General features: G+C 72.5%; 22 protein-coding genes and 1 riboswitch. Of the genes, 9 read left to right on the top strand and 13 right to left on the bottom strand.

Annotated features, from left to right (window positions below; genetic code table 11):
- Positions 1-53: 53 nt before the first annotated feature.
- Complete coding sequence (locus tag ACYQ8Q_RS33580) at positions 54-518, top strand: DUF3093 domain-containing protein (RefSeq protein ID WP_460070365.1); 465 nt, start codon at positions 54-56, stop codon at positions 516-518.
- Positions 519-535: 17 nt separating this feature from the next.
- On the opposite strand, the gene ACYQ8Q_RS33575 is transcribed toward ACYQ8Q_RS33580, so the two are convergent.
- The 4 genes from ACYQ8Q_RS33575 to ACYQ8Q_RS33560 all read right to left on the bottom strand — a co-directional run bounded on the left by ACYQ8Q_RS33575 (position 536) and on the right by ACYQ8Q_RS33560 (position 4,102).
- Entirely contained in the window at positions 536-1,483 is a 948-nt protein-coding gene (locus tag ACYQ8Q_RS33575) for a hypothetical protein (protein ID WP_460070363.1), read from the bottom strand.
- A gap of 13 nt (positions 1,484-1,496) precedes the next feature.
- Positions 1,497-1,793 carry a DUF4193 domain-containing protein gene (locus ACYQ8Q_RS33570; protein WP_003993510.1) on the bottom strand — a complete coding sequence of 99 codons (297 nt, stop codon included), beginning with the start codon at positions 1,791-1,793 and terminating at the stop codon, positions 1,497-1,499.
- 396 nt (positions 1,794-2,189) lie between these two features.
- Complete coding sequence (locus ACYQ8Q_RS33565) at positions 2,190-3,443, bottom strand: sensor histidine kinase (RefSeq protein ID WP_460070360.1); 1,254 nt, start codon at positions 3,441-3,443, stop codon at positions 2,190-2,192.
- A gap of 5 nt (positions 3,444-3,448) precedes the next feature.
- Positions 3,449-4,102 carry a response regulator transcription factor gene (locus tag ACYQ8Q_RS33560; protein ID WP_003993508.1) on the bottom strand — a complete coding sequence of 218 codons (654 nt, stop codon included), beginning with the start codon at positions 4,100-4,102 and terminating at the stop codon, positions 3,449-3,451.
- A 413-nt stretch (positions 4,103-4,515) separates the two neighbouring features.
- On the opposite strand from ACYQ8Q_RS33560, the gene ACYQ8Q_RS33555 reads away from it, so the two are divergent.
- On the top strand, positions 4,516-4,689 hold the full coding sequence (locus ACYQ8Q_RS33555) for a hypothetical protein (protein WP_166663599.1): 174 nt from the start codon (positions 4,516-4,518) through the stop codon (positions 4,687-4,689).
- Positions 4,690-4,819: 130 nt separating this feature from the next.
- Here ACYQ8Q_RS33555 and ACYQ8Q_RS33550 read toward each other — a convergent pair whose 3' ends face one another.
- Together ACYQ8Q_RS33550 and ACYQ8Q_RS33545 are read right to left on the bottom strand one after the other, a co-directional pair.
- Positions 4,820-5,635 carry an inositol monophosphatase family protein gene (locus ACYQ8Q_RS33550; RefSeq protein ID WP_460070357.1) on the bottom strand — a complete coding sequence of 272 codons (816 nt, stop codon included), beginning with the start codon at positions 5,633-5,635 and terminating at the stop codon, positions 4,820-4,822.
- An 8-nt stretch (positions 5,636-5,643) separates the two neighbouring features.
- Positions 5,644-6,771 (bottom strand): ferrochelatase, encoded by a 1,128-nt coding sequence (locus ACYQ8Q_RS33545; RefSeq protein ID WP_460070355.1) that lies wholly within the window; start codon positions 6,769-6,771, stop codon positions 5,644-5,646.
- A 250-nt stretch (positions 6,772-7,021) separates the two neighbouring features.
- On the opposite strand from ACYQ8Q_RS33545, the gene ACYQ8Q_RS33540 reads away from it, so the two are divergent.
- From ACYQ8Q_RS33540 to sepH, 3 genes are all read left to right on the top strand, one after another.
- Positions 7,022-8,260, top strand: coding sequence for an MFS transporter (locus tag ACYQ8Q_RS33540; RefSeq protein ID WP_460070353.1), 1,239 nt, complete (start codon positions 7,022-7,024; stop codon positions 8,258-8,260).
- A complete protein-coding gene (locus ACYQ8Q_RS33535; protein ID WP_460070351.1) occupies positions 8,220-9,539 on the top strand; it encodes a D-arabinono-1,4-lactone oxidase in 1,320 nt (439 codons plus the stop codon). Before ACYQ8Q_RS33540 ends, ACYQ8Q_RS33535 begins: the two co-directional genes overlap by 41 nt.
- A 441-nt stretch (positions 9,540-9,980) precedes the next feature.
- Complete coding sequence (gene sepH, locus ACYQ8Q_RS33530) at positions 9,981-11,018, top strand: septation protein SepH (protein WP_460070349.1); 1,038 nt, start codon at positions 9,981-9,983, stop codon at positions 11,016-11,018.
- A gap of 159 nt (positions 11,019-11,177) precedes the next feature.
- Here the strand turns inward: sepH and ACYQ8Q_RS33525 are convergent, their stop codons facing one another.
- Positions 11,178-12,029 carry a sulfurtransferase gene (locus ACYQ8Q_RS33525; protein ID WP_460070347.1) on the bottom strand — a complete coding sequence of 284 codons (852 nt, stop codon included), beginning with the start codon at positions 12,027-12,029 and terminating at the stop codon, positions 11,178-11,180.
- A 221-nt stretch (positions 12,030-12,250) separates the two neighbouring features.
- Here ACYQ8Q_RS33525 and ACYQ8Q_RS33520 point away from each other — a divergent pair, with 221 nt between their 5' ends.
- The 3 genes from ACYQ8Q_RS33520 (at position 12,251) to ACYQ8Q_RS33510 (ending at position 14,129) form a co-directional block, all read left to right on the top strand.
- The gene (locus ACYQ8Q_RS33520) at positions 12,251-13,054 is read left to right on the top strand and encodes a VOC family protein (RefSeq protein ID WP_460070346.1); all 804 of its coding nucleotides are present in this window, start codon (positions 12,251-12,253) and stop codon (positions 13,052-13,054) included.
- Between the two features lie 351 nt (positions 13,055-13,405).
- Positions 13,406-13,828: a hypothetical protein gene (locus tag ACYQ8Q_RS33515; RefSeq protein ID WP_460070344.1), complete on the top strand. Its 423-nt coding sequence runs from the start codon at positions 13,406-13,408 to the stop codon at positions 13,826-13,828.
- Between the two features lie 28 nt (positions 13,829-13,856).
- Complete coding sequence (locus tag ACYQ8Q_RS33510; RefSeq protein WP_460070342.1) at positions 13,857-14,129, top strand: hypothetical protein; 273 nt, start codon at positions 13,857-13,859, stop codon at positions 14,127-14,129.
- A 31-nt stretch (positions 14,130-14,160) separates the two neighbouring features.
- On the opposite strand, the gene ACYQ8Q_RS33505 is transcribed toward ACYQ8Q_RS33510, so the two are convergent.
- The 4 genes from ACYQ8Q_RS33505 to ACYQ8Q_RS33490 all read right to left on the bottom strand — a co-directional run bounded on the left by ACYQ8Q_RS33505 (position 14,161) and on the right by ACYQ8Q_RS33490 (position 19,709).
- Positions 14,161-14,808: a thymidine kinase gene (locus ACYQ8Q_RS33505; RefSeq protein WP_460070341.1), complete on the bottom strand. Its 648-nt coding sequence runs from the start codon at positions 14,806-14,808 to the stop codon at positions 14,161-14,163.
- Positions 14,809-14,852: 44 nt separating this feature from the next.
- Positions 14,853-16,043: an alkaline phosphatase family protein gene (locus ACYQ8Q_RS33500; protein ID WP_460070339.1), complete on the bottom strand. Its 1,191-nt coding sequence runs from the start codon at positions 16,041-16,043 to the stop codon at positions 14,853-14,855.
- A complete protein-coding gene (locus tag ACYQ8Q_RS33495) occupies positions 16,043-16,639 on the bottom strand; it encodes a DUF5998 family protein (protein ID WP_460070337.1) in 597 nt (198 codons plus the stop codon). The genes ACYQ8Q_RS33500 and ACYQ8Q_RS33495 overlap by 1 nt, the downstream gene beginning before the upstream one ends.
- Before the next feature lie 223 nt (positions 16,640-16,862).
- A complete protein-coding gene (locus ACYQ8Q_RS33490) occupies positions 16,863-19,709 on the bottom strand; it encodes a bifunctional acetate--CoA ligase family protein/GNAT family N-acetyltransferase (RefSeq protein ID WP_460070335.1) in 2,847 nt (948 codons plus the stop codon).
- Positions 19,710-19,902: 193 nt separating this feature from the next.
- Here ACYQ8Q_RS33490 and ACYQ8Q_RS33485 point away from each other — a divergent pair, with 193 nt between their 5' ends.
- Positions 19,903-20,184, top strand: a complete 282-nt coding sequence (locus tag ACYQ8Q_RS33485) for an HPr family phosphocarrier protein (RefSeq protein ID WP_460070333.1) — start codon at positions 19,903-19,905, stop codon at positions 20,182-20,184.
- Between the two features lie 248 nt (positions 20,185-20,432).
- On the opposite strand, the gene ACYQ8Q_RS33480 is transcribed toward ACYQ8Q_RS33485, so the two are convergent.
- Positions 20,433-21,128 (bottom strand): GntR family transcriptional regulator, encoded by a 696-nt coding sequence (locus ACYQ8Q_RS33480; protein WP_460070331.1) that lies wholly within the window; start codon positions 21,126-21,128, stop codon positions 20,433-20,435.
- A 200-nt stretch (positions 21,129-21,328) separates the two neighbouring features.
- The gene (locus tag ACYQ8Q_RS33475; protein WP_460070329.1) at positions 21,329-22,072 is read right to left on the bottom strand and encodes a M23 family metallopeptidase; all 744 of its coding nucleotides are present in this window, start codon (positions 22,070-22,072) and stop codon (positions 21,329-21,331) included.
- A gap of 14 nt (positions 22,073-22,086) precedes the next feature.
- A riboswitch (cyclic di-AMP (ydaO/yuaA leader) is annotated at positions 22,087-22,249 on the bottom strand.
- Positions 22,250-22,265: the final 16 nt, after the last annotated feature.

Raw genomic sequence — 22,265 nt, 5'->3', positions numbered from 1 at the left:
CAGACCTTACCCGCGCGTCGGCCAATACCGGGCACCGTGCCAAGCTTGACTCCATGCAGCTCTCCGCCACCCCTTACGAAGAACGTCTCACCGCCCCCCGCACGTGGTGGCTGATCTCGTTCCTCGTGGGCGTCTCCTTCGCCCTGATCCTGCTGCCCTTCGGCACGCTGCCGCTGCTGGGCGGTCTGGTCGGCGGCACCGCGGTCGCCGCGGTCGCCGCCAGCTCGTACGGGTCCGTGCGCATCCGGGTGGTCGGGGACGCGCTGATCGCGGGCGAGGCGAAGATCCCGGTCGCGGCCCTCGGCGAGGCGGAGGTGCTGGACCCGGAGGAGGCGCGTGCCTGGCGCACGTACAAGGCGGACGTGCGCGCGTTCCTGCTGCTGCGCGCCTACATCCCCACCGCGCTGAAGGTGCAGGTCACCGATCCGGAGGACCCGACGCCGTACCTGTATCTGTCGACGCGGGAGCCGGAGCGGCTGGCGCAGGCGCTGCGGACGGCGCGGGAGGCCGCGGTCTAGGCGCGCGACGCCCCGGCTCAGTACCCGAGCTCCCTGGGATGTCCGGGGAGCTCCGTCATGTCCAGCGGGTGTTCGGGCCTCTCCAGCGGCGGCAGGTCCGCCAGGGCCTCCCAGGGCACCTGGGCCTTGCGCAGATCGGCGCGGATCCTCGCGGCCAGCTTCTTGGTGTCGCGCCGGTTCATGGCGGCGCCCACGACGGCGCCCACCAGGAACGGCACCAGCATCGGCAGGTCGCGGACGAGCCGCTTCATGATCTGCTGGCGCAGCTCGCGTTTCATCTGGCCGCCGAGCGCGGAGTTGACCGAGGACGGCTTGAGCGGGTCGATGCCGCGCTCGCCCGACCAGGCGCGCAGATAGGCCGTGCTGCGGTCCTTGAGGGTGCCGGGCGGTCTGAGGCCGTACACCTCGTGCAGTTCGGCGATGAGCTTCAGCTCGATCGCGGCCACCCCGGTGATCTCCGCGGCCAGTTCGGTCGGCATCGCGGGCGGCACCGGCAGCATGGCCGCCGCGCCGACGCCCGCGCCGACCGTGGACGTGGCGTTCGCGGCGCCCGCCACGAGCTTGTCGGCGAGCTGTTCCGGCCCGAGGCCGGGGAACTGTCTGCGGAGCGTCCTGAGGTCCCGTACGGGGATCCTCGGGGCGATCTCGATGATCCGGTCCGCGAGGTAGGCCAGACCGGCCCTGGCGCGGTCCCCGCCCTTGCGGACGCCTTCCCGGGCCAGGTCCCTGGCCTTGTCGCGGATCACCGCGGCCCGCCGTCTCGCGACGGGCGCGGGTCCCCGCTCAGACACCGGGAGGTCAGCCCCGCCGTCTGCCGTACCGAGCGAGGCCGATCCCGCAGGGACCACTCCCGTACCGGATGAGCCTCGCTCGTCGTCACGCACGCCGTGAGGACCGTCGGACGGCCCTTGGTCCGCTCCCGGCTTGCGGAAGCGGCGCTTCCGAGAGGGGGTCGAGCCAGTCACGGCCGACCCCGCCTCAGTCGCAGTCGCGGCAGATCGGCTGACCGTTCTTCTCCCGGGCCAGCTGGCTGCGGTGGTGCACCAGGAAGCAGCTCATGCAGGTGAACTCGTCCTGCTGCTTGGGAAGCACCCGGACGGCCAGTTCCTCGTTGGACAGGTCCGCTCCAGGGAGCTCCAGTCCTTCCGCGGCCTCGAACTCGTCGACGTCGACGGCGGAGGCGGACTTGTCGTTCCGCCGGGCCTTCAGCTCTTCAAGGCTGTCGGAGTCGACATCGTCGTCGGTCTTGCGTGGGGTGTCGTAATCGGTTGCCATTTCGCCTCTCCCCCTCTGGGTGAATGCGGTGTCTCCAGCGCACGTAACGCGTGAGAGGCCGGACTTGTGCCCGCCTCGAGGCGGAGATTTTGCCTCACATCAAGGTCTGTTACTCAATCGACACCCAACCGGACTCCTCATGAGTGATCGGCTTGGATGGCGATCGGGACCGTACACGGTCCTGATGCCGCACTTCAAAGGCGTCTCACCGTGTACTTCCCGTGATCAGGACCCCCGAAAACCCGGATTTTCCGGGCTTTCCGGCAGGCGTCATGATCACGGAGAGTAGATGGCCGGAAATTCGCCCTTGTGATCGATCACACACGGGGCCGCCCTGGCCGAGTCCTGAGAATTCCGCGCAAAGCGAACATCCCCGCGTGTGTCGGCGACATGATCTCAGACGGGCAGGGTGACCCGCATCACGAGCCCTCCCCCCTCCCGCGGCTGGGCCGCGATGTGCCCGCCGTGCGCCCGGGCCACGGACCGCGCGATGGACAGCCCGAGCCCGACCCCCTTGTCGCTGCCCGTACGCTCCGTGCGCAGCCGCCGGAACGGCTCGAAGAGATTGTCGATCTCGTACGCCGGCACGACCGGCCCGGTGTTGGACACGACCAGGACCGCGTGCCCGTGCTGGACCTCGGTGGTCACCTCGACCCAGCCGTCCTCCGGAACGTTGTAGCGCACGGCGTTCTGCACCAGGTTCAACGCGATGCGCTCCAGCAGGACGCCGTTGCCCTGGACGACCGCGGGCTTCTGCTCGCCGCGGATCACCACGCCCTTGGCCTCCGCCTCCGCGTGCACCTGGTCGACGGCCTGCTCGGCGACCTCGGCCAGGTCCACCGGCTTGCGCTCGACGATCTGGTTGTCGCTGCGGGCGAGCAGCAGCAGGCCCTCCACGAGCTGCTCACTGCGCTCGTTGGTGGCCAGCAGAGTCTTGCCGAGCTGCTGCAGCTCCACCGGCGCGTTCGGGTCGGAGAGGTGCACCTCGAGCAGCGTGCGGTTGATCGCCAGCGGTGTGCGCAGCTCGTGCGAGGCGTTGCCTACGAAGCGCTGCTGGGCGGTGAAGGCCCGCTGGAGGCGCTCCAGCATGTCGTCGAAGGTGTCCGCGAGCTCCTTGAACTCGTCGTCCGGGCCGTCCAGCTCGATCCGGCGGGAGAGGTCCGAGCCTGCCACGGCGCGCGCGGTGCGGGTGATCCGCCCGAGCGGCGACAGCACCCGTCCGGCCATGGCGTAGCCGAAGGCGAAGGCGATCACGGCGAGGCCCAGCAGGGCCAGCAGGGAGCGGCTGAGGAGGTTGTCCAGGGCGGCCTGGCGGGAGTGGTCGATGCAGTCGCTGATCGCCGAGTTGAACTGGGTGAGCGTCAGACCGGTGGCGTTGTTGACCGCGGGGCAGTCGGCGCTGGCGACCTTGATCTCGTTGCTGGCGCTCACGATCTTGAACGGCGGCTGGTTGCCCGTGCTGATGGCCTGCGCGGCCAGCAGGTAGATGATCGACAGCAGCAGGATGCCGGCGATCAGGAACATGCCGCCGTACAGCAGGGTCAGGCGTATCCGGATCGTGGGGCGCAGCCAGGGGAAGGGGGCCTGCGGCCTCCTGGGGTCCCAGGTGGGCTTCGGGGGCGCCTGGGGAGGCGCGGGTGCGGCGGCCACGGCCGTCAGATCCGGTAGCCGGAGCCGGGCACGGTGACGATCACCGGAGGTTCGCCGAGCTTGCGGCGGAGCGTCATGACGGTCACGCGGACGACGTTGGTGAACGGGTCGGTGTTCTCGTCCCACGCCTTCTCCAGGAGCTGTTCCGCGGAGACGACGGCGCCCTCGCTGCGCATCAGGACCTCCAGGACGGCGAACTCCTTGGGCGCGAGCTGGACCTCCTTGCCGTCGCGGAAGACCTCGCGGCGGTTGGGGTCGAGCTTGATGCCGGCGCGCTCCAGGACGGGCGGCAGCGGCACGCTGGTGCGCCGGCCGAGGGCCCGCACACGGGCGATGAGCTCGCTGAACGCGAAGGGCTTGGGGAGGTAGTCGTCGGCGCCGATCTCCAGGCCCTCCACGCGGTCGCTGACGTCGCCGGAGGCCGTGAGCATCAGCACGCGCGTGGGCATGCCGAGCTCGACGATCTTGCGGCAGACGTCGTCGCCGTGCACGAGGGGGAGGTCGCGGTCGAGGACGACCACGTCGTAGTCGTTGACGCCGATGCGTTCCAGGGCGGCCGCACCGTCGTACACGACGTCGACGGCCATGGCCTCCCGGCGCAGTCCGGTGGCCACCGCATCGGCGAGCAGCTGCTCGTCCTCGACGACGAGTACGCGCACGTCGCTTGTCCTTCCTGTGTCCACCCGTAGCGCTCCGTGAGCGCACGCGGGCAGGGGTCCTGGTGGGTGTGTGCTTCCATCCTGCCCTTTTCGGCCATAAGTCGGCGGTAAGACGGTGAGGGCGCGATGAAGGACAGGTATGAAGCCCGGGAATGCGAGATTTTCTCGTTGGGTTGAGGTTTCCGTGGAAGGGAGCGGGGGGAGGACGGCTTTACACCCCGCGATCACGCTCTGCATGTGCCGCAACACCATGTGGCACTCCGCGATCCGCTTGCCGCAGAGTGGGCGTGGGTGTCCGGCACCGTCGCCGCCCGGCAGGGCAGCGCTGGGCACCTACTGGAGACGTGATCGCCCCTTCCGAACCGGCACACCCCCGTGCCATCGACCCACGACCCAGGACGAGGGGGCGCAGCATGGACGCATTCACCGCAGGACTTCTGCAGCGCATAAGGGCGACCGAGTCCGATCTGACCAGGGCTCTCGACGAGGGCGACGACTTCCTCGTCGAGGTGGAGCAGGCCGAGCTCGACGACCTGCGACGCCTCGCCGCCGAACATGGTGTGGAGGTCGGCGCGACAAGCGTCTGAGCGGTTGGTACGCGTACGCGTCGTTCGCACGCGTGACGGAGGGGCCCCGGCGAATCCAGCGCCGGGGCCCCTTCGTGTGCGCGTCGTGTGCACGTCGGCGGGCCGTCGTGCGGGGTGCGCGCCCCGGACCTCAGTCGTGCCAGGCGCCGAAGTCCTCCAGGAGGCGCTGGAGGGGCTCGAAGACGGCCGGGGTGGCGGCGATCGCCAGATCGCGTGAGGGGCGCTCTCCGGGGCGTCCACCGGTCAGGGCGCCCGCCTCCCGGGCGATGAGGTCGCCCGCCGCGAGGTCCCACGGGTGCAGACCGCGCTCGTAGTAGCCGTCCAGCCGGCCGGCGGCCACGTCGGCCAGGTCCACGGCGGCCGACCCGCTGCGCCGGATGTCCCGCAGCAGCGGGATGAGCCGCTGCGCCACGTCGGCCTGGTGGGTGCGGACCTCGGTGACGTAGTTGAAGCCGGTGGAGACCAGGGCCTGGTCGAGCGGGGCCGGGGCACGGCAGGACAGCTCCCGCTCGCCCTCCCAGGCACCGGTCGCGCGGGCGCCCCCGCCGCGTACGGCGTGGTACGACTCCCCGCGCATCGGGATCTCCACGACCCCGACGACGGTCTCGCCGTCCTGCTCGGCGGCGATGGAGACGGCCCAGGTGGGCAGGCCGTAGAGGTAGTTGACCGTGCCGTCGAGGGGGTCGATCACCCAGCGGATGCCGGTGCTGCCCGGGCTGGCGGCGCCCTCCTCGCCGAGGAAGCCGTCGTGGGGCCGGTGCTCGGAGATCAGGCCGGTGATCAGCTTCTCGGCGGCGATGTCCATCTCGGTCACCACGTCGATCGGGCTCGACTTGGTGGCGGCCACCGCGAGGTCGGCCGGGCGGCCGTCCCGCAGCAGCTCGCCGGCCCGCCGGGCGGCCTCCCGGGCGAGGGCGAGCAGGTCCGGGTGGAGGGGGTCGGTCACGGGGCTCCTCACGCGTAGGGGCTGTCGGCGCCGGCGGCGGCGGGCCGGGGCGCGCGGGCCGGGCAGCACCCGACGGGGCACAGGTCGTGGCTCGCGCCGAGCGCGCCCAGGGCGCACGGGCCGACCGGTCGGCCGCTCTCGGCGGCGGCGCGCTCCAGGACCAGTTCGCGGACGGCGGCGGCGAACCGCGGGTCGGCGCCGACGGTGGCCGAGCGGCGCACCGGCAGGCCCAGCTCCGCGGCCTTGGCCGTGGCCTCGGTGTCGAGGTCGTAGAGGACCTCCATGTGGTCGGAGACGAAGCCGATGGGCGCCATCACGACCGCGGGGACTCCGGCCGCGTGGCGCTCCTCGAGGTGGTCGCAGATGTCGGGCTCCAGCCAGGGGATGTGCGGGGCGCCGGAGCGGGACTGGTAGACGAGCTGCCAGGGGTGGTCGACGCCGGTGCGGTCGCGGACGGCGTCGGCGATCAGACGGGCCACGTCCAGGTGCTGCTTCACGTACGCGCCGCCGTCGCCGTGGTCCTCCACGGGTCCGGAGGTGTCGGCCGACGCGTCGGGGATCGAGTGGGTGGAGAAGGCGATGTGGGCGCCGTCGCGGAGGTCCTCGGGGAGGTCGGCGAGCGACCGCAGGACGCCGTCGATCATGGGCTCCAGGAAGCCCGGGTGGTTGAAGTAGTGCCGCAGCTTGTCGATCTTCGGCAGGGGCAGGCCCTCCGCCTCCAGGGCGGCCAGGGAGTCGGCGAGGTTCTCGCGGTACTGGCGGCAGCCCGAGTAGGAGGCGTAGGCGCTGGTGGCGAGGACGAGGACGTGGCGGCGGCCGTCGGCGACCATCTCGCGCAGGGTGTCGGTGAGGTAGGGGGCCCAGTTGCGGTTGCCCCAGTAGACCGGCAGGTCCAGGCCGTGGTCGGCGAAGTCCTTGCGCAGGGCGTCCAGGAGGGCGCGGTTCTGGTCGTTGATGGGGCTGACCCCGCCGAACCGGAAGTAGTGCTGCCCGACCTCCTTGAGGCGTTCCTTCGGGATGCCGCGCCCGCGGGTCACGTTCTCCAGGAACGGGACCACGTCGTCCGGGCCTTCCGGGCCGCCGAAGGAGAGCAGGAGCAGGGCGTCGTAGGGGGTGGCATCGAGCGCGTCTGGCATGAGTCCGATCCTGCCACCCGCCTCCGACAGCCGGGAAACGGCGGGGCGCACCGGGGGCCGGACCGGGCGCGGTACCGGGGGTGCCCGCGCGGGGCGTGCGCGCCGGTGCATTAGGGTTGCCTAACTCGTAAGCTGTATGGGCTGCCTTCACACCTTACCGAACGTGACCGGGCACGCACCGACGAGCCGCTTTCACGTCCCGCCGCGCGGAGCCGCCACGCGCGCGTGACCGGACCGACCGGAGACACCCGTGCCCAGCCCCTACCGCGCCCTGTTCGCCGCTCCCGGCTCCAAGGGCTTCTCCGCCGCGGGGTTCCTCGGCCGGATGCCGCTGTCGATGATGGGCATCGGCGTGGTCACGATGGTCTCCCAGCTCACCGGGCGCTACGGCCTCGCGGGCGCGCTGTCGGCGACGATCGCGCTGGCGGCCGCCGTGGCCGGCCCGCGGATATCCCGCCTGGTGGACCAGTACGGCCAGCGCCGGGTGCTGCGTCCGGCGACGCTCTTCGCGCTGGTCGCGGCGGCCGGGCTGCTGCTGGCCGCGCACCTGCGGTGGCCGGACTGGGTGCTGTTCGTGTGCGCCGCGGGCATCGGCGCGGTGCCGAGCCTCGGCGCGATGGTGAGGGCCCGCTGGGCGGCCCTGTACCGGGGCACGCCGCAGCTGCACACGGCGTACTCCTTCGAGTCCGTGGTGGACGAGGTGTGCTTCGTCTTCGGGCCGATCGTCTCGATCGGTCTGTCCACGGTCTGGTTCCCGGAGGCGGGCCCGCTGCTGGCGGCCTGCTTCCTCGCGGTCGGGGTCTTCTGGCTGACCGCACAACGGGCCACCGAGCCCGTGCCGCACCCGCGCGAGCAGCGCGGCGGCGGCAGCGCCCTGCGCTCGCCCGGCCTCCAGGTCCTGGTGGTGACGTTCGTGGCGACCGGAACGATCTTCGGGGCGGTCGACGTGGTCACGGTCGCCTTCGCCGACGAGCGGGGCCACAAGGGCGCCGCGAGCGTGGTGCTGGCGCTCTACGCGGCCGGTTCCTGTGTCGCCGGGCTCGTCTTCGGTCTGCTGCGGCCGAAGGGGGCGCCGGAAAAGCGCTGGCTGCTGGGCGTGTTCATGATGGCCGTGAGTATGATCCCCCTCCTACTGGTCGGAAACTTGCCGTTTCTGGCCGTGGCGCTCTTCGCTGCGGGACTGGCCATCGCTCCGACGATGATCACCACCATGTCCCTCATCGAAGAGCACGTACCACGCGCACAATTGACCGAGGGCATGACCTGGATCAGCACCGGGCTCGCGGTCGGGGTGGCGCTCGGCTCCTCGATCGCCGGCTGGGTCATCGACGCGGCCGGGGCACAGGCCGGGTACGGGGTTCCGGCGGTGTCCGGGGCCGTCGCGGTCGCGGTCGGTTTCCTCGGGTACCGCCGGCTCGGCAGGCCGGCTCCGGGTCGGGGAGGCACCCTTGAGCACCACAACGAGCGGGAAGAACGGCACGTGGCGTAACTGGGGCGGCAATGTGACCGCCCGTCCCGCGCGGGAGGTCATGCCCGCCTCCGTCGACGAGCTGGCCGCGGCGGTGCGCCGGGCGGCCGAGGACGGCCTGAAGGTGAAGGCGGTCGGTACCGGCCATTCCTTCACGTCGATCGCCGCCACGGACGGCGTATTGATCCGCCCTCAACTGTTGACCGGTATCCGCAAGATCGATCGTGACACCATGACGGTCACGGTGGAGGCCGGTACCCCGCTCAAGAGACTCAACATGGCGCTCCTGCGCGAGGGCCTCTCGCTCACCAACATGGGCGACATCATGGAGCAGACGGTCTCCGGGGCCACCAGCACCGGCACCCACGGCACCGGCCGTGACTCCGGCTCGATCGCCGCGCAGATCAAGGGCCTGGAGCTGGTGACGGCGGACGGCTCGGTGCTCAGCTGTTCGGAGAAGGAGAACCCGGAGGTCTTCGCGGCCGCCCGGATCGGCCTCGGTGCCCTCGGCGTCGTCACCGCGATCACCTTCGCGGTGGAACCGGTCTTCCTCCTCACCGCGCGCGAGGAGCCGATGCCGTTCGACAAGGTCCTCGCCGACTTCGACGAGCTGTGGGCCGAGAACGAGCACTTCGAGTTCTACTGGTTCCCGCACACCGGGAACACCAACACCAAGCGCAACAACCGCAGCGCCGGCCCGCGCAAGCCGGTGAGCCAGGTCTCGGGCTGGATCGAGGACGAGTTCCTCTCCAACGGTGTGTTCCAGGTGGCGCAGTGGGTCGGCCAGGCGGTGCCCGGCACGATCCCGGCCATCGCCCAGGTGTCCAGCAAGGCCCTGTCCGCGCGGACCTACACCGACGTCCCCTACAAGGTCTTCACCTCTCCGCGCCGGGTGCGCTTCGTGGAGATGGAGTACGCCGTCCCGCGCGCGGCCGTCACCGAGGTGCTGCGCGAGCTGAAGGCGATGGTCGAGCGTTCCGACCTCAGGGTCAGCTTCCCCGTCGAGGTCCGCACCGCGCCGGCCGACGACATCGCGCTGTCCACCGCCTCCGGCCGCGACAGCGCGTACGTCGCCGTCCACATGGTCAAGGGGACGGCGTACCAGGGGTACTTCACGGCCGCCGAGCAGATCTTCACCGCGCACGAGGGCCGGCCGCACTGGGGCAAGGTGCACACGCGCGACGCGGAGTACTTCGCCCGGGTCTATCCGCGTTTCGGGGAGTTCACGGCGCTGCGCGACCGGCTGGACCCCGGCCGTCTGTTCCAGAACGACTACCTGCGGAGGGTTCTCGGGGCGTAGCCGGACGCCGCGGCCGTGGCGGAAACGCATGAAGCGCTCCCGCTGGTTCCGATTCGGGAGATTGCCGGAAGTGTGCCACTTCCAAGATCGCAGAAACCGCTTAACGGACGACCAAGTCGCACCTCTTGCCAGAAGTTGAGCGGCGCGCCAATCCACGCACGTGGCCCAAATGGAGTACTGTTGCGAGCCTTGGGCCCGGGCCCCCTACAGGGTGTCCTGGGCCTTGCTGGACCGCCGGGAGGGGACTAGTTGCACAGGGTGACGGTGTTGGTCACTTAGCGTGGCGAATAGGTAACCGTGCCATAACGGCGATCCAGGGCCCGCGCCCGACACGCCGGGCAACTCGGCAAGGTTGTGGCAGGCTGCACCCGGGCAGGCCACACTCGACTAGCGGAAGCAGCGACGCACGTGACGTCGGCAGGCACCACCCGGGAGGTCCCCATGCCCGAACTGCGTGTCGTGGCCGTCTCGAATGACGGCACACGGCTGGTGCTGAAGGCTGCGGACAGCACGGAGTACACGCTTCCGATCGATGAGCGTCTGCGCGCCGCCGTACGCGGCGACCGTCCCCGCCTCGGCCAGATCGAGATCGAGGTGGAGAGCCATCTCCGCCCCCGAGACATCCAGGCGCGTATACGAGCCGGCGCGACCGCGGAAGAGGTCGCCCAGATGGCGGGCATCCCCGTCGACCGGGTCCGCCGCTTCGAGGGTCCCGTGCTGGCCGAGCGCGCCTTCATGGCCGAGCGGGCCCGCAAGACACCCGTCCGCAGGCCCGGTGAGAACGCCGCGGGGCCCCAGCTCGGCGAGGCCGTCCAAGAGCGGCTGCTGCTGCGCGGCGCCGAGAAGGACACCGTCCAGTGGGACTCCTGGCGCCGCGACGACGGGACCTGGGAGGTCCTGCTCGTCTACTGCGTCGCGAGCGAACCGCACTCGGCGAGCTGGACCTACGACCCGCCCCGGCGGCTGGTCCAGGCCGTCGACGACGAGGCGCGCTCGCTGATCGGCGAGTCCGACGACCTCGCCGCCCCGGAGCCCAGCTTTCCCTTCGTCCCCCGGATCGCCCGGCTGCCGCGCGACCGGTCGATGGACCGGGCGCTGGAGCGGCCGAGCCTGCCCGCCCAGCCGTCCGAACCGGCCGAGGAGAGCATCGGCGAGCGGGAGCGGGACTCGCTGACCAGCCTGCTGGAGGCGGTGCCGAGCTTCCGTGGCGACATGGTCGTCCCGGAGCGCCCCGCCGAGCCCGCGGAGGAGCCCGAGGAGCAGGAGCCGGAGGCCGAGGAGCCCCCGGCGCCCGCCGCCTCCGCCGGCTCCGCCTACGCGGACGTCCTGATGCCGCGTTCGGTGGGCAGCCACCGCGACCGGCTGATCGGCGCCACCGACCGGCAGGCCGAGGCGGACGGGGTCCGTCCCGGACGCCGGGCCGCCGTGCCCAGCTGGGACGAGATCGTGTTCGGGACGCGCCGCAAGAAACAGGAGTGACGGGACCGGGACGCCGTACGGCAACTCGGTCCCGGCCCCGCCCGGTTCAGGTAAATCGCTTCGCACGACCCTGTATACGTACGGAAGGGCCGCACCTGCTCGGTGCGGCCCTTCCGAATGCCCGGATGCGAGGCAGGTCACTGCGGTGTCATTGCGGTGTCACTGCGGGTCGGAGCCCACCGCGACCGGCCGGGACGGGTCCGAGGACCACTCCGACCAGGAGCCCACGTACAGCGCCGCAGGGATGCCCGCCACCGCCAGCGCCAGCACCTCGTGGGCTCCGGAGACGCCCGAGCCGCAGTACACGCCCACCTCGGTGCCGTCGGACGCGCCCAGCGCCTTGAACCGGTCGTGCAGCTCCTCGGCGGGCAGGAACCGGCCGTCGGGGGCCACGTTGTCGGTGGTGGGCGCCGACACCGCACCCGGGATGTGCCCGCCGACCCGGTCGATCGGCTCGACCTCACCCCGGTACCGCTCCCCCGCGCGCGCGTCGAACAGCACCCCGGAGCGCGCCCGTTCGGCGGCGCCGTCCGCGTCGAGCAGGCCCGCGGCGCCCGCCACCGGCACGAAGTCGCCCTCCCCGCGCGCGGGGACGTCGGTCGAGAGCTCGCCGCGCCACTGCGGCAGCCCGCCGTCGAGGACCCGCACGTCCGGGTGGCCCGTCCAGCGCAGCAGCCACCAGGCGCGGGCGGCGGCCCAGCCCTGGCCTCCGTCGTACACGACGACCGGCCGGGCGGCCGACACACCCGCCCGGCGCATCGCCGCGCCGAACTCCGCCAGGCCGGGCAGCGGATGACGGCCGGCCGCGCCCGCCGCGCCCGCGAGCTCACGGTCGAGGTCGACGTAGACCGCGCCGGGCACATGTCCGGCCGCGTAGGCGGCCCGGCCGTCGAAGGGCGGCTCGCCCGCCGCCTTCGCCACGGTGAGCTGCCAGCGGACGTCGAGGACGACGGGCGGGTTCTCCCCCGCCAGGTCGCCGACGAGTTCGGTTGCGGTGATGATGGCGTTCATGGTCCCCATCCTCGCGCACGGGGGTGGCCCCCACGCTCGGCTGCGGCTACTCTGCTCGGCCGGACAGGCTCGGTCACGGGGTGTACGGGATCGAGCACATGCCGTACAGGCGATCGACATACGGCGACCACCGCGCGTCAACCGCCGGGAAACCCCCCATCAGGCATCCTCCGAGGGCGGAAGCGACACGGTCACCGCGAGGGGCCGGGGAGAGAGGGACGATGACCGAGGCACCCGGGTCGGCCGGCCCGAGCGGCGCAGCACAGGCCCGGTACGCGCCCGGTACACCCTGTTGGGTGAGTCTGATGGTGCATGGGTTGACGGCCACGCAGGAGTTCTACGGCGCGCTCTTCGGCTGGGACTTCCGGCCCGGTCCGCAGCAGCTCGGCCCCTACGTGCGGGCCCTTCTCGACGGCCGTGAGGTCGCCGGGATCGGCCAACTGCCCCCGGACCGCCATCTCCCGGTCGCCTGGACGCCGTACCTCGCCTCCGACGACGTCGACGCGAGCGCCGAGACGGTGCGGCTGTGCGGCGGCACCATCGGGGTCGGGCCGCTGGACGCCGCCGAGGCCGGGCGGCTCGCGATCGGCTCCGATCCCTCCGGCGCCGTCTTCGGCATCTGGCAGGCGGCGGCCCATCGCGGCACGAACATCACCGGGGTGCCGGGCACCCCCGCCTGGAACGAGCTGGTCACCTTCGAGAGCGCGAGCGTCGCCAAGTTCTACGAGACGGTGTTCGGCTACACACAGGAGGCGGAGGTGTCCGCCGACTTCGACTACGTGACCCTGCACATCGGCGGGCAGCCGGTCGCCGGCATCCACGGGGTGGGCAGCTCCCTGCCCCGGGACCGGGGTCCGCACTGGGTGACGTACTTCGAGGTGGCCGACGCGGACGCGTCCCTCGCGCTCGTCACCGACCTCGGCGGACACGTCCTCGGCCCGGCCCGGGACAGCGCGTACGGCCGCGTGGCCACCGTGACCGACCCCGAGGGCGCCCGCTTCGCACTGATCGAGGGGCCGCGCTGAGGCACGGTCCGCGCCGAGCACCCGGTCCGCGGCGGACCGTACGGTCCGCGAGGACGTCCGGGTGGGCGTCCAGCCATCGCCGTTGCATCGCGGCAAGCCGGGTGCGGGCGGTCCGCAGACGGCCGGTGCCGGTCGTGCAGCACAGCTCCGCCCGGACGGCCGGACGGCGGCGGACGTCGGTTTGGCAGGCAGCTCCCAGAGGGGCCCAGCGGGTGTCACGGCCCTGAACTGACAGCCCGGCGCAGGCTGGTTGACGTCGACGTACCGGCCCTTCACCGACGCCTTGCCGCGCTGGCCGAGCAGTACCGGACGGATCCCGAACGCCGCGTCTGGCATCTGGCGGCGGCTGCGGTGGAGCCCAGCGAGGAGGTAGCCGCCGAGATCGAGCAGGCCGCCCTAGCGGTCGGCATGCGCGGCGGCACCGGCCCGGCCGTCACCGCGTGGCAGCCCGCGGCCGCCCTCGGCCCGGCCCCGCCCGACGCGGCCCGGCGGCTGCAGCAGGCCGCCGAACTGGCGAGCGAGGCGGGCCGCCTCGGCCTGGCCCAGAAACTCCTCGACGAGGCCCGCGAGCACCTCGACGATCAGGGCTGCTCGGGGCACGGCCTGACCACCAAGGCGCGGATCCTGCTGCTGCGGGACGGTGATCTGATGGCCGCCCGCCGGCTGCTGGCCCGTGCCGTCACCCTCGACGCGGGCCCCGGCGCGGGCGCCGCCCCGGAGCGGACCGTCCTGGCCCGCATCGTGGCGGCCCTCCTACGCCCAGGACCCTGCTGAGTGGGCGGAGTTGCGCCAGGTCCTCGCCGTGCGCGGCGATCAACTGGGGCACCAGGTACGCCTGTTGCATGACGTCCTGTGCGACATCCCCCGCACCGGCCACGGCACGGCGTCCCGTCTGCGCACGGCGTTCGACGCCCGGCCCGCCGACGCTCCGCCGGGCCGGGTGGCCGAACCGTGCCGGGCCGCGGCCTGGCTGGACCTGCTGCACGTCGAGCGCGCACTCGCGCGGGCGCCCGCCGAGATCCGCGACCGCTTTCGCCTGCTGCCCACCGGCACCCCCACGGAGATCGGCGCCTGACACCGCGGTGTGCCACACCGCAGGGCCCGCCTCAGGGAGCGGCGATCGGCAGGACGTCCGGCGAGAGCGCGCCGGCGCGGGCGGATGCGCTGGTCATACGGCGGCGGTGGTGCCGGCGGCACAGGACCTCGTAGCCGACGGTGTCCGCCTGGTTGACGTCGCCGACGACGACCTGGGCGCCCTCGACGACCATGACGCCGCCGACCGTACGGGCGTTGTGGGTGGCGCGGGCACCGCACCAGCACAGCGCCTCGACCTGGAGCACCTCGACGCGGTCGGCGAGTTCGACGAGCCGCTGGGAGCCGGGGAACAGCTTGGAGCGGAAGTCGGTGGTGATGCCGAAGGCGTAGACGTCCACCCCGAGGTCGTCGACCACGCGTGCGAGCTGGTCGATCTGCTCCTCGGCGAGGAACTGCGCCTCGTCCGCGATCACGTAGTCCGCGCGGCCGCCCTGCGAGAGGTGGTCGACGAGATACGCGTACAGGTCCTGGCCGTCCTCGACCTCGACCGCGTCGGTGACGAGGCCGAGGCGGGAGGAGAGTTTGCCCTGGCCCGCGCGGTCGTCACGGGTGAAGATCATGCCCTGCAGTCCGCGCGCGGAGCGGTTGTGCTCTATCTGCAGAGCCAGCGTCGACTTCCCGCAGTCCATGGTTCCGGAGAAGAACACCAGCTCGGGCATGGTGAGTGGGGCACCTTTCGGTGGAGAGAGGGAAGGGGTGGGCGTCAGGAGCGTACTTCGAGCAGGGGGACGAGCTGCTCGGCAGGGGTCATCGAGCCGTGGTTGCCGACCATGGCCGACTCCTTGGGCTCCCGCTCGGAGGCGATGATCAGGACGTCGTCCCGGGCGGCCGCGATCACATCGCCGAGACGGTCGTAGACGCGTTCGTCGATGTGCGGGCCGAACCAGCCCGCGGCGATCGCCTCCTCCCGGGAGGCCACCCAGAACTGTTCGCCGAGCACCTCGCGCCAGCAGGTCAGCACGTCGTCGGCGGCGCCCGGGACGGCGTAGACATGGCGGGCTCGGCCCTCGCCGCCGAGCAGGGCGACCCCGGCGCGCAGCTCCCAGTCCTCGTCGAAGTCGATGCGGTGCTGCTCGTCGAAGGGGATGTCGACCATGCCGTGGTCGGCGGTGACGTAGAGCGCGCTGCGCGGGGGCAGTTGCTCGGCGAGGCGCTGGACCAGCCGGTCGACGTACATGAGCTGGCCGCGCCAGGTGTCGGAGGCGACGCCGTAGCGGTGGCCCGCGCCGTCCAGTTCGGCGTAGTACGTGTAGACCAGGGAGCGGTCGCCGACGGCGAGCTGTGCGGCGGCGAGGTCCATGCGCTCCTCACCGGTGAGCCGCCCGTGGAACGTGCCGCCGCTGAGCGCGACCTTGGTCAGCGGGGTGTTCTGGAAGGCGGGCGAGGAGACCTGCGCGGCGTGCACGCCCGCGCGGTCGGCGAGCTGGAAGACCGTGGGGTACGGCTGCCAGGTGTGCGGCGCGGTCCAGGGCTGCCAGCGCAGCTGGTTCATCAGCTCGCCGGTGGCCGGATCACGCACGGTGTAGCCGGGCAGACCGTGGGCGCCCGGCGGGAGGCCGGTGCCGACGGAGGCGAGGGAGGTCGCGGTGGTCGCCGGATAGCCGGCGGTCAGCGGACGTCCGGTGCCGCCGCGTGAGCCGCCGAGCAGCGCGTGCAGATACGGCGCCTCGTCCGGGTGGTCCTTGATCTGCTCCCAGCCGAGGCCGTCGATCAGGAAGACGCAGTTGCGATCGGCGGGGGCGAGCTCCTCGATCGCCGCGGTCACGCCGGGTACGCCCATGCCGGCGGCGAGCGTGGGCAGCAGGTCGGCGAGGGAGCCGGTGCCGTACTCGGGGACGGGGGCGGAGGAGACGGCGAGGGGTTCGGGGTGGTCCCAGGAGGCGGGGGCGGCCATCAGCGGGAGGTGTCCGCGGTCGCCTCGGAGAGCGCCTGGGCGAAGACGAGCGCCTGGCGCACCGTCTCCGGGCCGTCGCCCGCCTCGCTGACGCGCAGGCTGAGGTCGTCCGCCGTGGAGTTGCCCGTGTAGCCGTGGTCGGCGTCGCAGTTGGGGTCGCCGCAGGCGGCCGGTTCCAGGTCGATGCGGGAGACGGCGCCCCAGCCGATGGTCAGCACGACCTCCCGGGGCAGGGTGCCCGGGGTGTACGACTCCGGGTTCGCGACCACGCGGCTGAGGACGACCGAGGAGATCCGGCCGATCTTCACCGACTCCGTGGACGTCGTGGCGTACGGCGTCGGGGAGGTGGTGTCGGCGTTCTGCTCGTCGGTGTGGCTGACGATGAAGCGGTTGCCGGTGAGGACCAGCACGGTCACGTGCCGGCGCACCTCGTTCTGGTCGAACGTCGTCTCCTGGTGGACCAGGTACGACCGGATCGGCTCGCCGCCCACGGCGGCCTCCACCGCCTCGGCCACGAGGGCCGGGTAGTAGCCGCTGCGCTCGATCGCCGCGCGCAGCCCCTGGGTCGTCGTACTGGTCTTGGCCATGCCGTCCATCCTACGGGGACCCACTGACTGCGAGGCACCGCTCGTGGGGGCTCGGCCCGGGGCCGCCGGGGGGACGCCGGGCCCGTCGGCGGGTCGGCGGGATCCGTCGGTGCCTCGGCCGTGCCCGTCGGTGCCTCGGCCGTGCCCGTCGGTGCCTCGGCCGGGCCCGTCGGTGCGTCGGCCAGGCCCGTCGGTGCCGCGGCCGGGCCCGTCGGCGGGTCGGCGGGATCCGTCAGTACGTCGGCAGGGTCCGCGGGCCGAGATCGTCGCGGGCCGGGGGCGGGGCGAGGCGGACCGAGGCGCCCAGGACGCTGACGCCGTGCCGGGCGACGACGACCGGTTCCAGGGTGACCGCGACGACCTCGGGGTGGTCGTCGACGAGGCGGGAGACGCGCAGCAGCAGCTCCTCCAGGGCGGGGGTGTCGACCGGGGCGGCGCCACGCCAGCCGAAGAGCAGGGGGGCCGTGCGGATCGAGCGGATCAGGGAGGTCGCGTCGCGGTCGGTCACCGGCACCAGGCGGTGCGCCATGTCGCCGAGCAGCTGGGAGGCGGCCCCGGCGAGCCCGAAGGAGAGCACGGCCCCGGCCGCCGGGTCGATGACCGCGCGGACGACGGTGTCGACCCCGCGCGGGGCCATCGCCTGGACGACCGGACGGATCTCCTGCGGCCTGCCGAACAGCTCGGTCAACTCGGCGTACGCCCGCCGCAGTTGCTCCTCGTCGGCGAGGTCGAGGCGGACGCCGCCCAGGTCGGCGCGGTGGCGCAGGTGCGGGGCGGTGGCCTTGAGGGCGACGGGGTAGCCGAGGGTGTCGGCCGCGCGGGCCGCCTCGTCGGGGGTCGGCGCGGGGGTGGCCCGGCGGGGATGGACGCCGTAGTGGCCGAGCAGCTCGCAGGTCTCCTCGGTGCCGAGGGTGAGGCCCTGCCCGCGGGAGAGGAGCCCGTCGATCAGCCGGGCGGCGCCCTTCTCGTCGATGTCGTCGTACTCGGGCACCTTGCCGGGGTCGGCGGCCTCGCGTCGCCACTGTCCGTACTTCACCGCTTCGGCGAGGGCGCGTACGGCGCGTTCGGCGGCGGGGTAGGCGGGGATGAGGTGGGCGCCCTCGGGGGCCTCGGCAGCGGTTCCTTCGGCAGTCCCGGTTCCTTCGGCGGTCCCGGTGGCCCCGGCAGCCTGTGCCGGTGTCGCACCACGCGTGCGTGCGCCCGCTCCGGCGCGCGGCGCGGTACTCGTCGCGGCGGACAGCGCGGCCGCGAGACCGCCCAGTTCCACGTGGACGACGAGCACCGGCTTGGCGGGGGCCGCGGCGGCCGCCGAGCGCAGCGCCTCCGCGAGGGCCGCGTCGCTGGGCGAGGTCTCACCGATCGCCGGGATCGCCGTCACGACGACCGCGTCGCAGGTCTCGTCGGCCAGCGCCCGGGCGAGCGCGGCATGGAAGTCGTCCGCCGACGCCTCGGTGGTCAGGTCCAGCGGGGGCAGCGGGCGCAGCCCCTCGGAGAGGCAGGCGTCGTAGGTCAGCAGGCCGAGCGACTCGGAGTTGCCGAGGATGGCGACCCGGGGTCCGGTCGGCAGGGGCTGGCGGGCGAGCAGCAGGCCGGCGTCGACCAGCTCGGTGATGGTGTCGACGCGGATCACACCGGCCTGGCGCAGCAGCGCCGACACGGTGGCGTGCGGGAGCCGGGTCGCGCGGACGGCGTGACCCTGCGGGGCGGAGCCGGAGCCCTGGACGACCACCAGGGGCTTGGCCGCCGCGGTGCGCCGCGCGAGGCGGGTGAACTTGCGGGGGTTGCCGATGGATTCCAGGTACATGAGGGCGACGTCGGTGTCCGGGTCGTCGTACCAGTACTGGAGGACGTCGTTGCCGGAGACGTCGGCGCGGTTGCCGGAGGAGACGAAGGTGGACACCCCGGTGGTGCCGGTGACGCCGCCGCCGCGCCGGTGCAGCCGGGACAGCAGGGCGATGCCGATGGCGCCGGACTGGGCGAACAGTCCGATGCGGCCGGGGCGCGGCATCTCGGGGGCGAGCGAGGCGTTGAGCCGGACCTGCGGGGAGGTGTTGATGACGCCGAAGGCGTTGGGGCCGATGATCCGCATGCCGTACGCGCGTGCGTGGCGGACGAGGGCGCGCTGGCGTTCGCGGCCGTCGGGGCCGCTCTCGGCGTATCCGGCGGAGAGGACGACCAGGCCCTGGACGCCGTGTTCCCCGCACTCGGTGACGACCTCGGGCACCTGCTCGGCGGGGACGGCGACGATCGCGAGGTCGACGGGGCCGGCGATGTCGCGTACGGAGCGGTGGGCGGGGATCCCTTCGATGTCCTTGAGGTCCTCGGGGAAGGCCCGGTTCACGGCGTGCAGCGGGCCGGTGAAGCCGGCCTGGCGGAGGTTGCCGAGGACGCTGCGGCCGACGCCGCCGGGGGCGCGCCCGGTGCCGACGACGGCGACCGAGCCGGGCGCCAGCAGCCGTCGTACGGAGTGGGCCTCGGCGCGCTGCTCCCGCGCGCGCTGCACGGCCAGGGAGCGTGCGGTGGGTTCGAGGTCGAACTCCAGGCGGACGACGCCGTCCTCGAAGCTGCGCTGCTGGGTGTAGCCGGCGTCCGTGAACACCTTGATCATCTTGGTGTTGGCGGGCAGCACCTCGGCGGCGAAGCGGCGGATGTCCCGTTCGCGCGCGACGGCCGCGATGTGTTCGAGGAGGGCGGAGGCGACACCGCGCCCCTGGTGGGCGTCCTGGACCAGGAAGGCGACCTCGGCCTCGTCGGCGGGCGCGGAGGCGGCCATGCCGTCGGCACCAATGCGGTCATAGCGTACGGTTGCGATGAACTCGCCGCCGACCGTGGCCGCGAGTCCCACCCTGTCCACAAAGTCGTGGTGCGTGAAGCGGTGGACGTCCTTCGCGGACAGTCGCGGGTAGGGCGCGAAGAAGCGGTAGTACTTCGACTCGTCCGAGACCTGCTCGTAGAAGCTGACCAGGCGCTCGGCGTCATCGACGGTGATGGGGCGGACGCGCGCGGTGCCGCCGTCGCGCAGCACCACGTCGGCTTCCCAGTGGGCGGGGTACTCGTGCCGGTCCGAGGCGCTCTGCATGGGGCCCAGAGTACGGCTCGCGTACGACAACGGCGCGAGGCAGTCTGTGGAGGACGGAAGCAGGATCGAGGCCGCGATCCGGCGACCGCCAGAGGAACGGGACGTCCGACCCGTTCCTCACCGGCTTCACGTGTGGAACACTGGTCTAGACAACACCGGTCTAGACAACCTGAAAACCGAAGGGCAGCAACACATGGCTGAGCGCCGCGTCAACGTCGGCTGGGCCGAGGGCCTCCACGCCCGCCCCGCTTCCATCTTCGTCCGAGCCGCCACGGCCGCAGGCGTCCCGGTGACGATCGCCAAGACCGACGGCAACCCCGTCAACGCGGCCTCCATGCTGGCCGTCCTCGGCCTCGGCGCGAAGGGGGGCGAGGAGATCGTCCTCGCCTCCGACGCCGAGGGCGCGGACGTCGCGCTGGACCGGCTGGCCAAGCTGGTCGCCGAGGGGCTCGAGGAGCTCCCCGAGACCGTCTGAGTCACGCACGGGGCCGCGTCACCTTCGAGGGTGGCGCGGCTCCGCCGTTTTTCCCGCCCGCCCCGCGCCTGTCCCGCACCCGTCCCGCGCCGCCCCCACGGCCACTCCGCGACATTACCGGCGGCATAACCGGAAACCCGGGTCCGGGCACACCGAATGCGCACCTTCGAGAATTCCCGGGCGCGCACGGAAAGGGCAGCGGAAATACTGCTCCGCCAAATATCCCTTCTTTGTATACGGCCCCCGTGTTAATGCCGCAGACCCGTCATGTTTACGGGAGGTTGCGAAGTCCTCACACGGTCGGCGCGGTCCCCGCCGCCGGCGAAACGCAGCCGGTGGGCGGCCGTCGCGCGCTCGGTGTGCAGCGCCGTGACCGTCCGCGCGCGCTCCTGGTCGCCGCGCGCCACCGCGTCCACGATCGCGCCGTGCTCGGTCCAGGACTCCACGGGGTCCGCGGGCGCCTCCACCGCGTACATCCAGGCGATCTTGTGGCGGAGCTGGGTGAGCATCGACGTCAGGGCGTGGCTCCCGGAGGCCTGGGCGAGCGTCTCGTGGAACCAGCCGCCCAGCGAGCGCAGATCCTCGCTGTTGCCCCTGCGGGCCCGCTCCTGGCCCAGCCGGACGAGGCCGCGCAGCACCTTCAGATGCGCCTCGGTGCGCCGCTGGGCGGCCCGGGCGGCGCCCAGCGGCTCCAGGAGCATGCGCATCTCCAGGAGGTCGGCCGCCTCCTGCTCGGTCGGCTCCGCGACGCACGCGCCCGCGTGCCGCCGGGTGACGACGAAACCCTCGGCCTCCAGGGTGCGCAGCGCCTCCCGTACGGGGACGCGCGAGACGCCGTAGCGGCGGGCGAGGAGGTCCTCGGTGAGGCGGCTGCCGCGCTCGTAGACACCCGCGACGATGTCGTCCCGGATGGCCGTGCACACCGAGTGCGCCGGAATACGCATGACCGCCTCCGTCTTAATCCCCGTGAAACGTCGCCGAGCTCCGCCGATTGACGTGTGTTCCGTGACTCTATTGCAATGAGCCGGAATTTCCGACGGCGGACCGGAATCCAGGGATATTTTTTGGACAGCGGAGTCCCGAAAACGGCGAAAGCCCCGGCCGGTGGGGCCGGGGCTCGGAAACGCGGTGTCGCCGGGTGGCGTCAGACGTTGACGCCGTGCTGGCGGAGGTAGGCGACCGGGTCGATGTCGGAGCCGTACTCCGCCGTGGTACGGGCCTCGAAGTGCAGATGCGGGCCGGTGACGTTGCCGGTCGCGCCGGACAGGCCGATCTGCTGCCCCGGGGTGACCTGCTGGCCCACCGAGACGCCGATGGAGGAGAGGTGACCGTACTGGGTGTACGTCCCGTCGTTCATCCTGATGACGACATTGTTGCCGTACGACCCTCCCCAGCCCGCCTCGACGACGGTGCCGAGACCGACCGCGTGCACGGGCGTGCCGCTGGCGGCGTGGAAGTCGATGCCGGTGTGGCTGCCGGAGGACCACAGCGAGCTGCTCGCGTGGTAGCCCGTGGAGACGTAGGAGTCGGTGATCGGCAACACGAAGGCGTTCAGACGCTTGCGCTCGGCCTCACGGGCGGCACGCACGCGTGCCTCGCGCTCCTCCACGGCCTTCTTGGCGGCGGCCTTGCGCGCGGCTTCCTCGAAGGCGGCCTTCTTCTGCAGGGCGACCTGGTCGTCGACCTGTTCGGCGACGGCCTCGCCGGCGGTGACGACCGGGATCAGCCCGGTCTGCTCGGGGGTCGGCTCCGCGGCGAGGGCCGGGGTGGAGGCGACGGTGGCCATGACACCGGTGGTGGTCAGCGCCGCGAAACCCGCCGCGCGGACGGTGGTGCGCTGCATCCGGCTGGGCCGGCGGTGCTTCCCGGTGGTGCAGGTGTACGCCATGAAGGGCGAGCGGTCCTTTCCTTCCCTCTCGCCTACCGGGTTAGCTGACGGGTTCGGAGCAGGAAGGTCTCCTACGGACCCCCTCGCTCACGCGCGGGCGCCCGATTCACCCCAGGGACTTCATGGGTCCCCGGCTCCCCTGGCTCGCGCCGTACGGGGACTCGGCGATGACTGCCCGGTGCCGCGGATGCGG

It is taken from the genome of Streptomyces sp. YKOK-I1, from assembly GCF_054660435.1.
The sequence above is the reverse complement of the archived record's forward strand: the minus strand, read 5'-3'. Positions and strand labels throughout refer to the sequence as shown.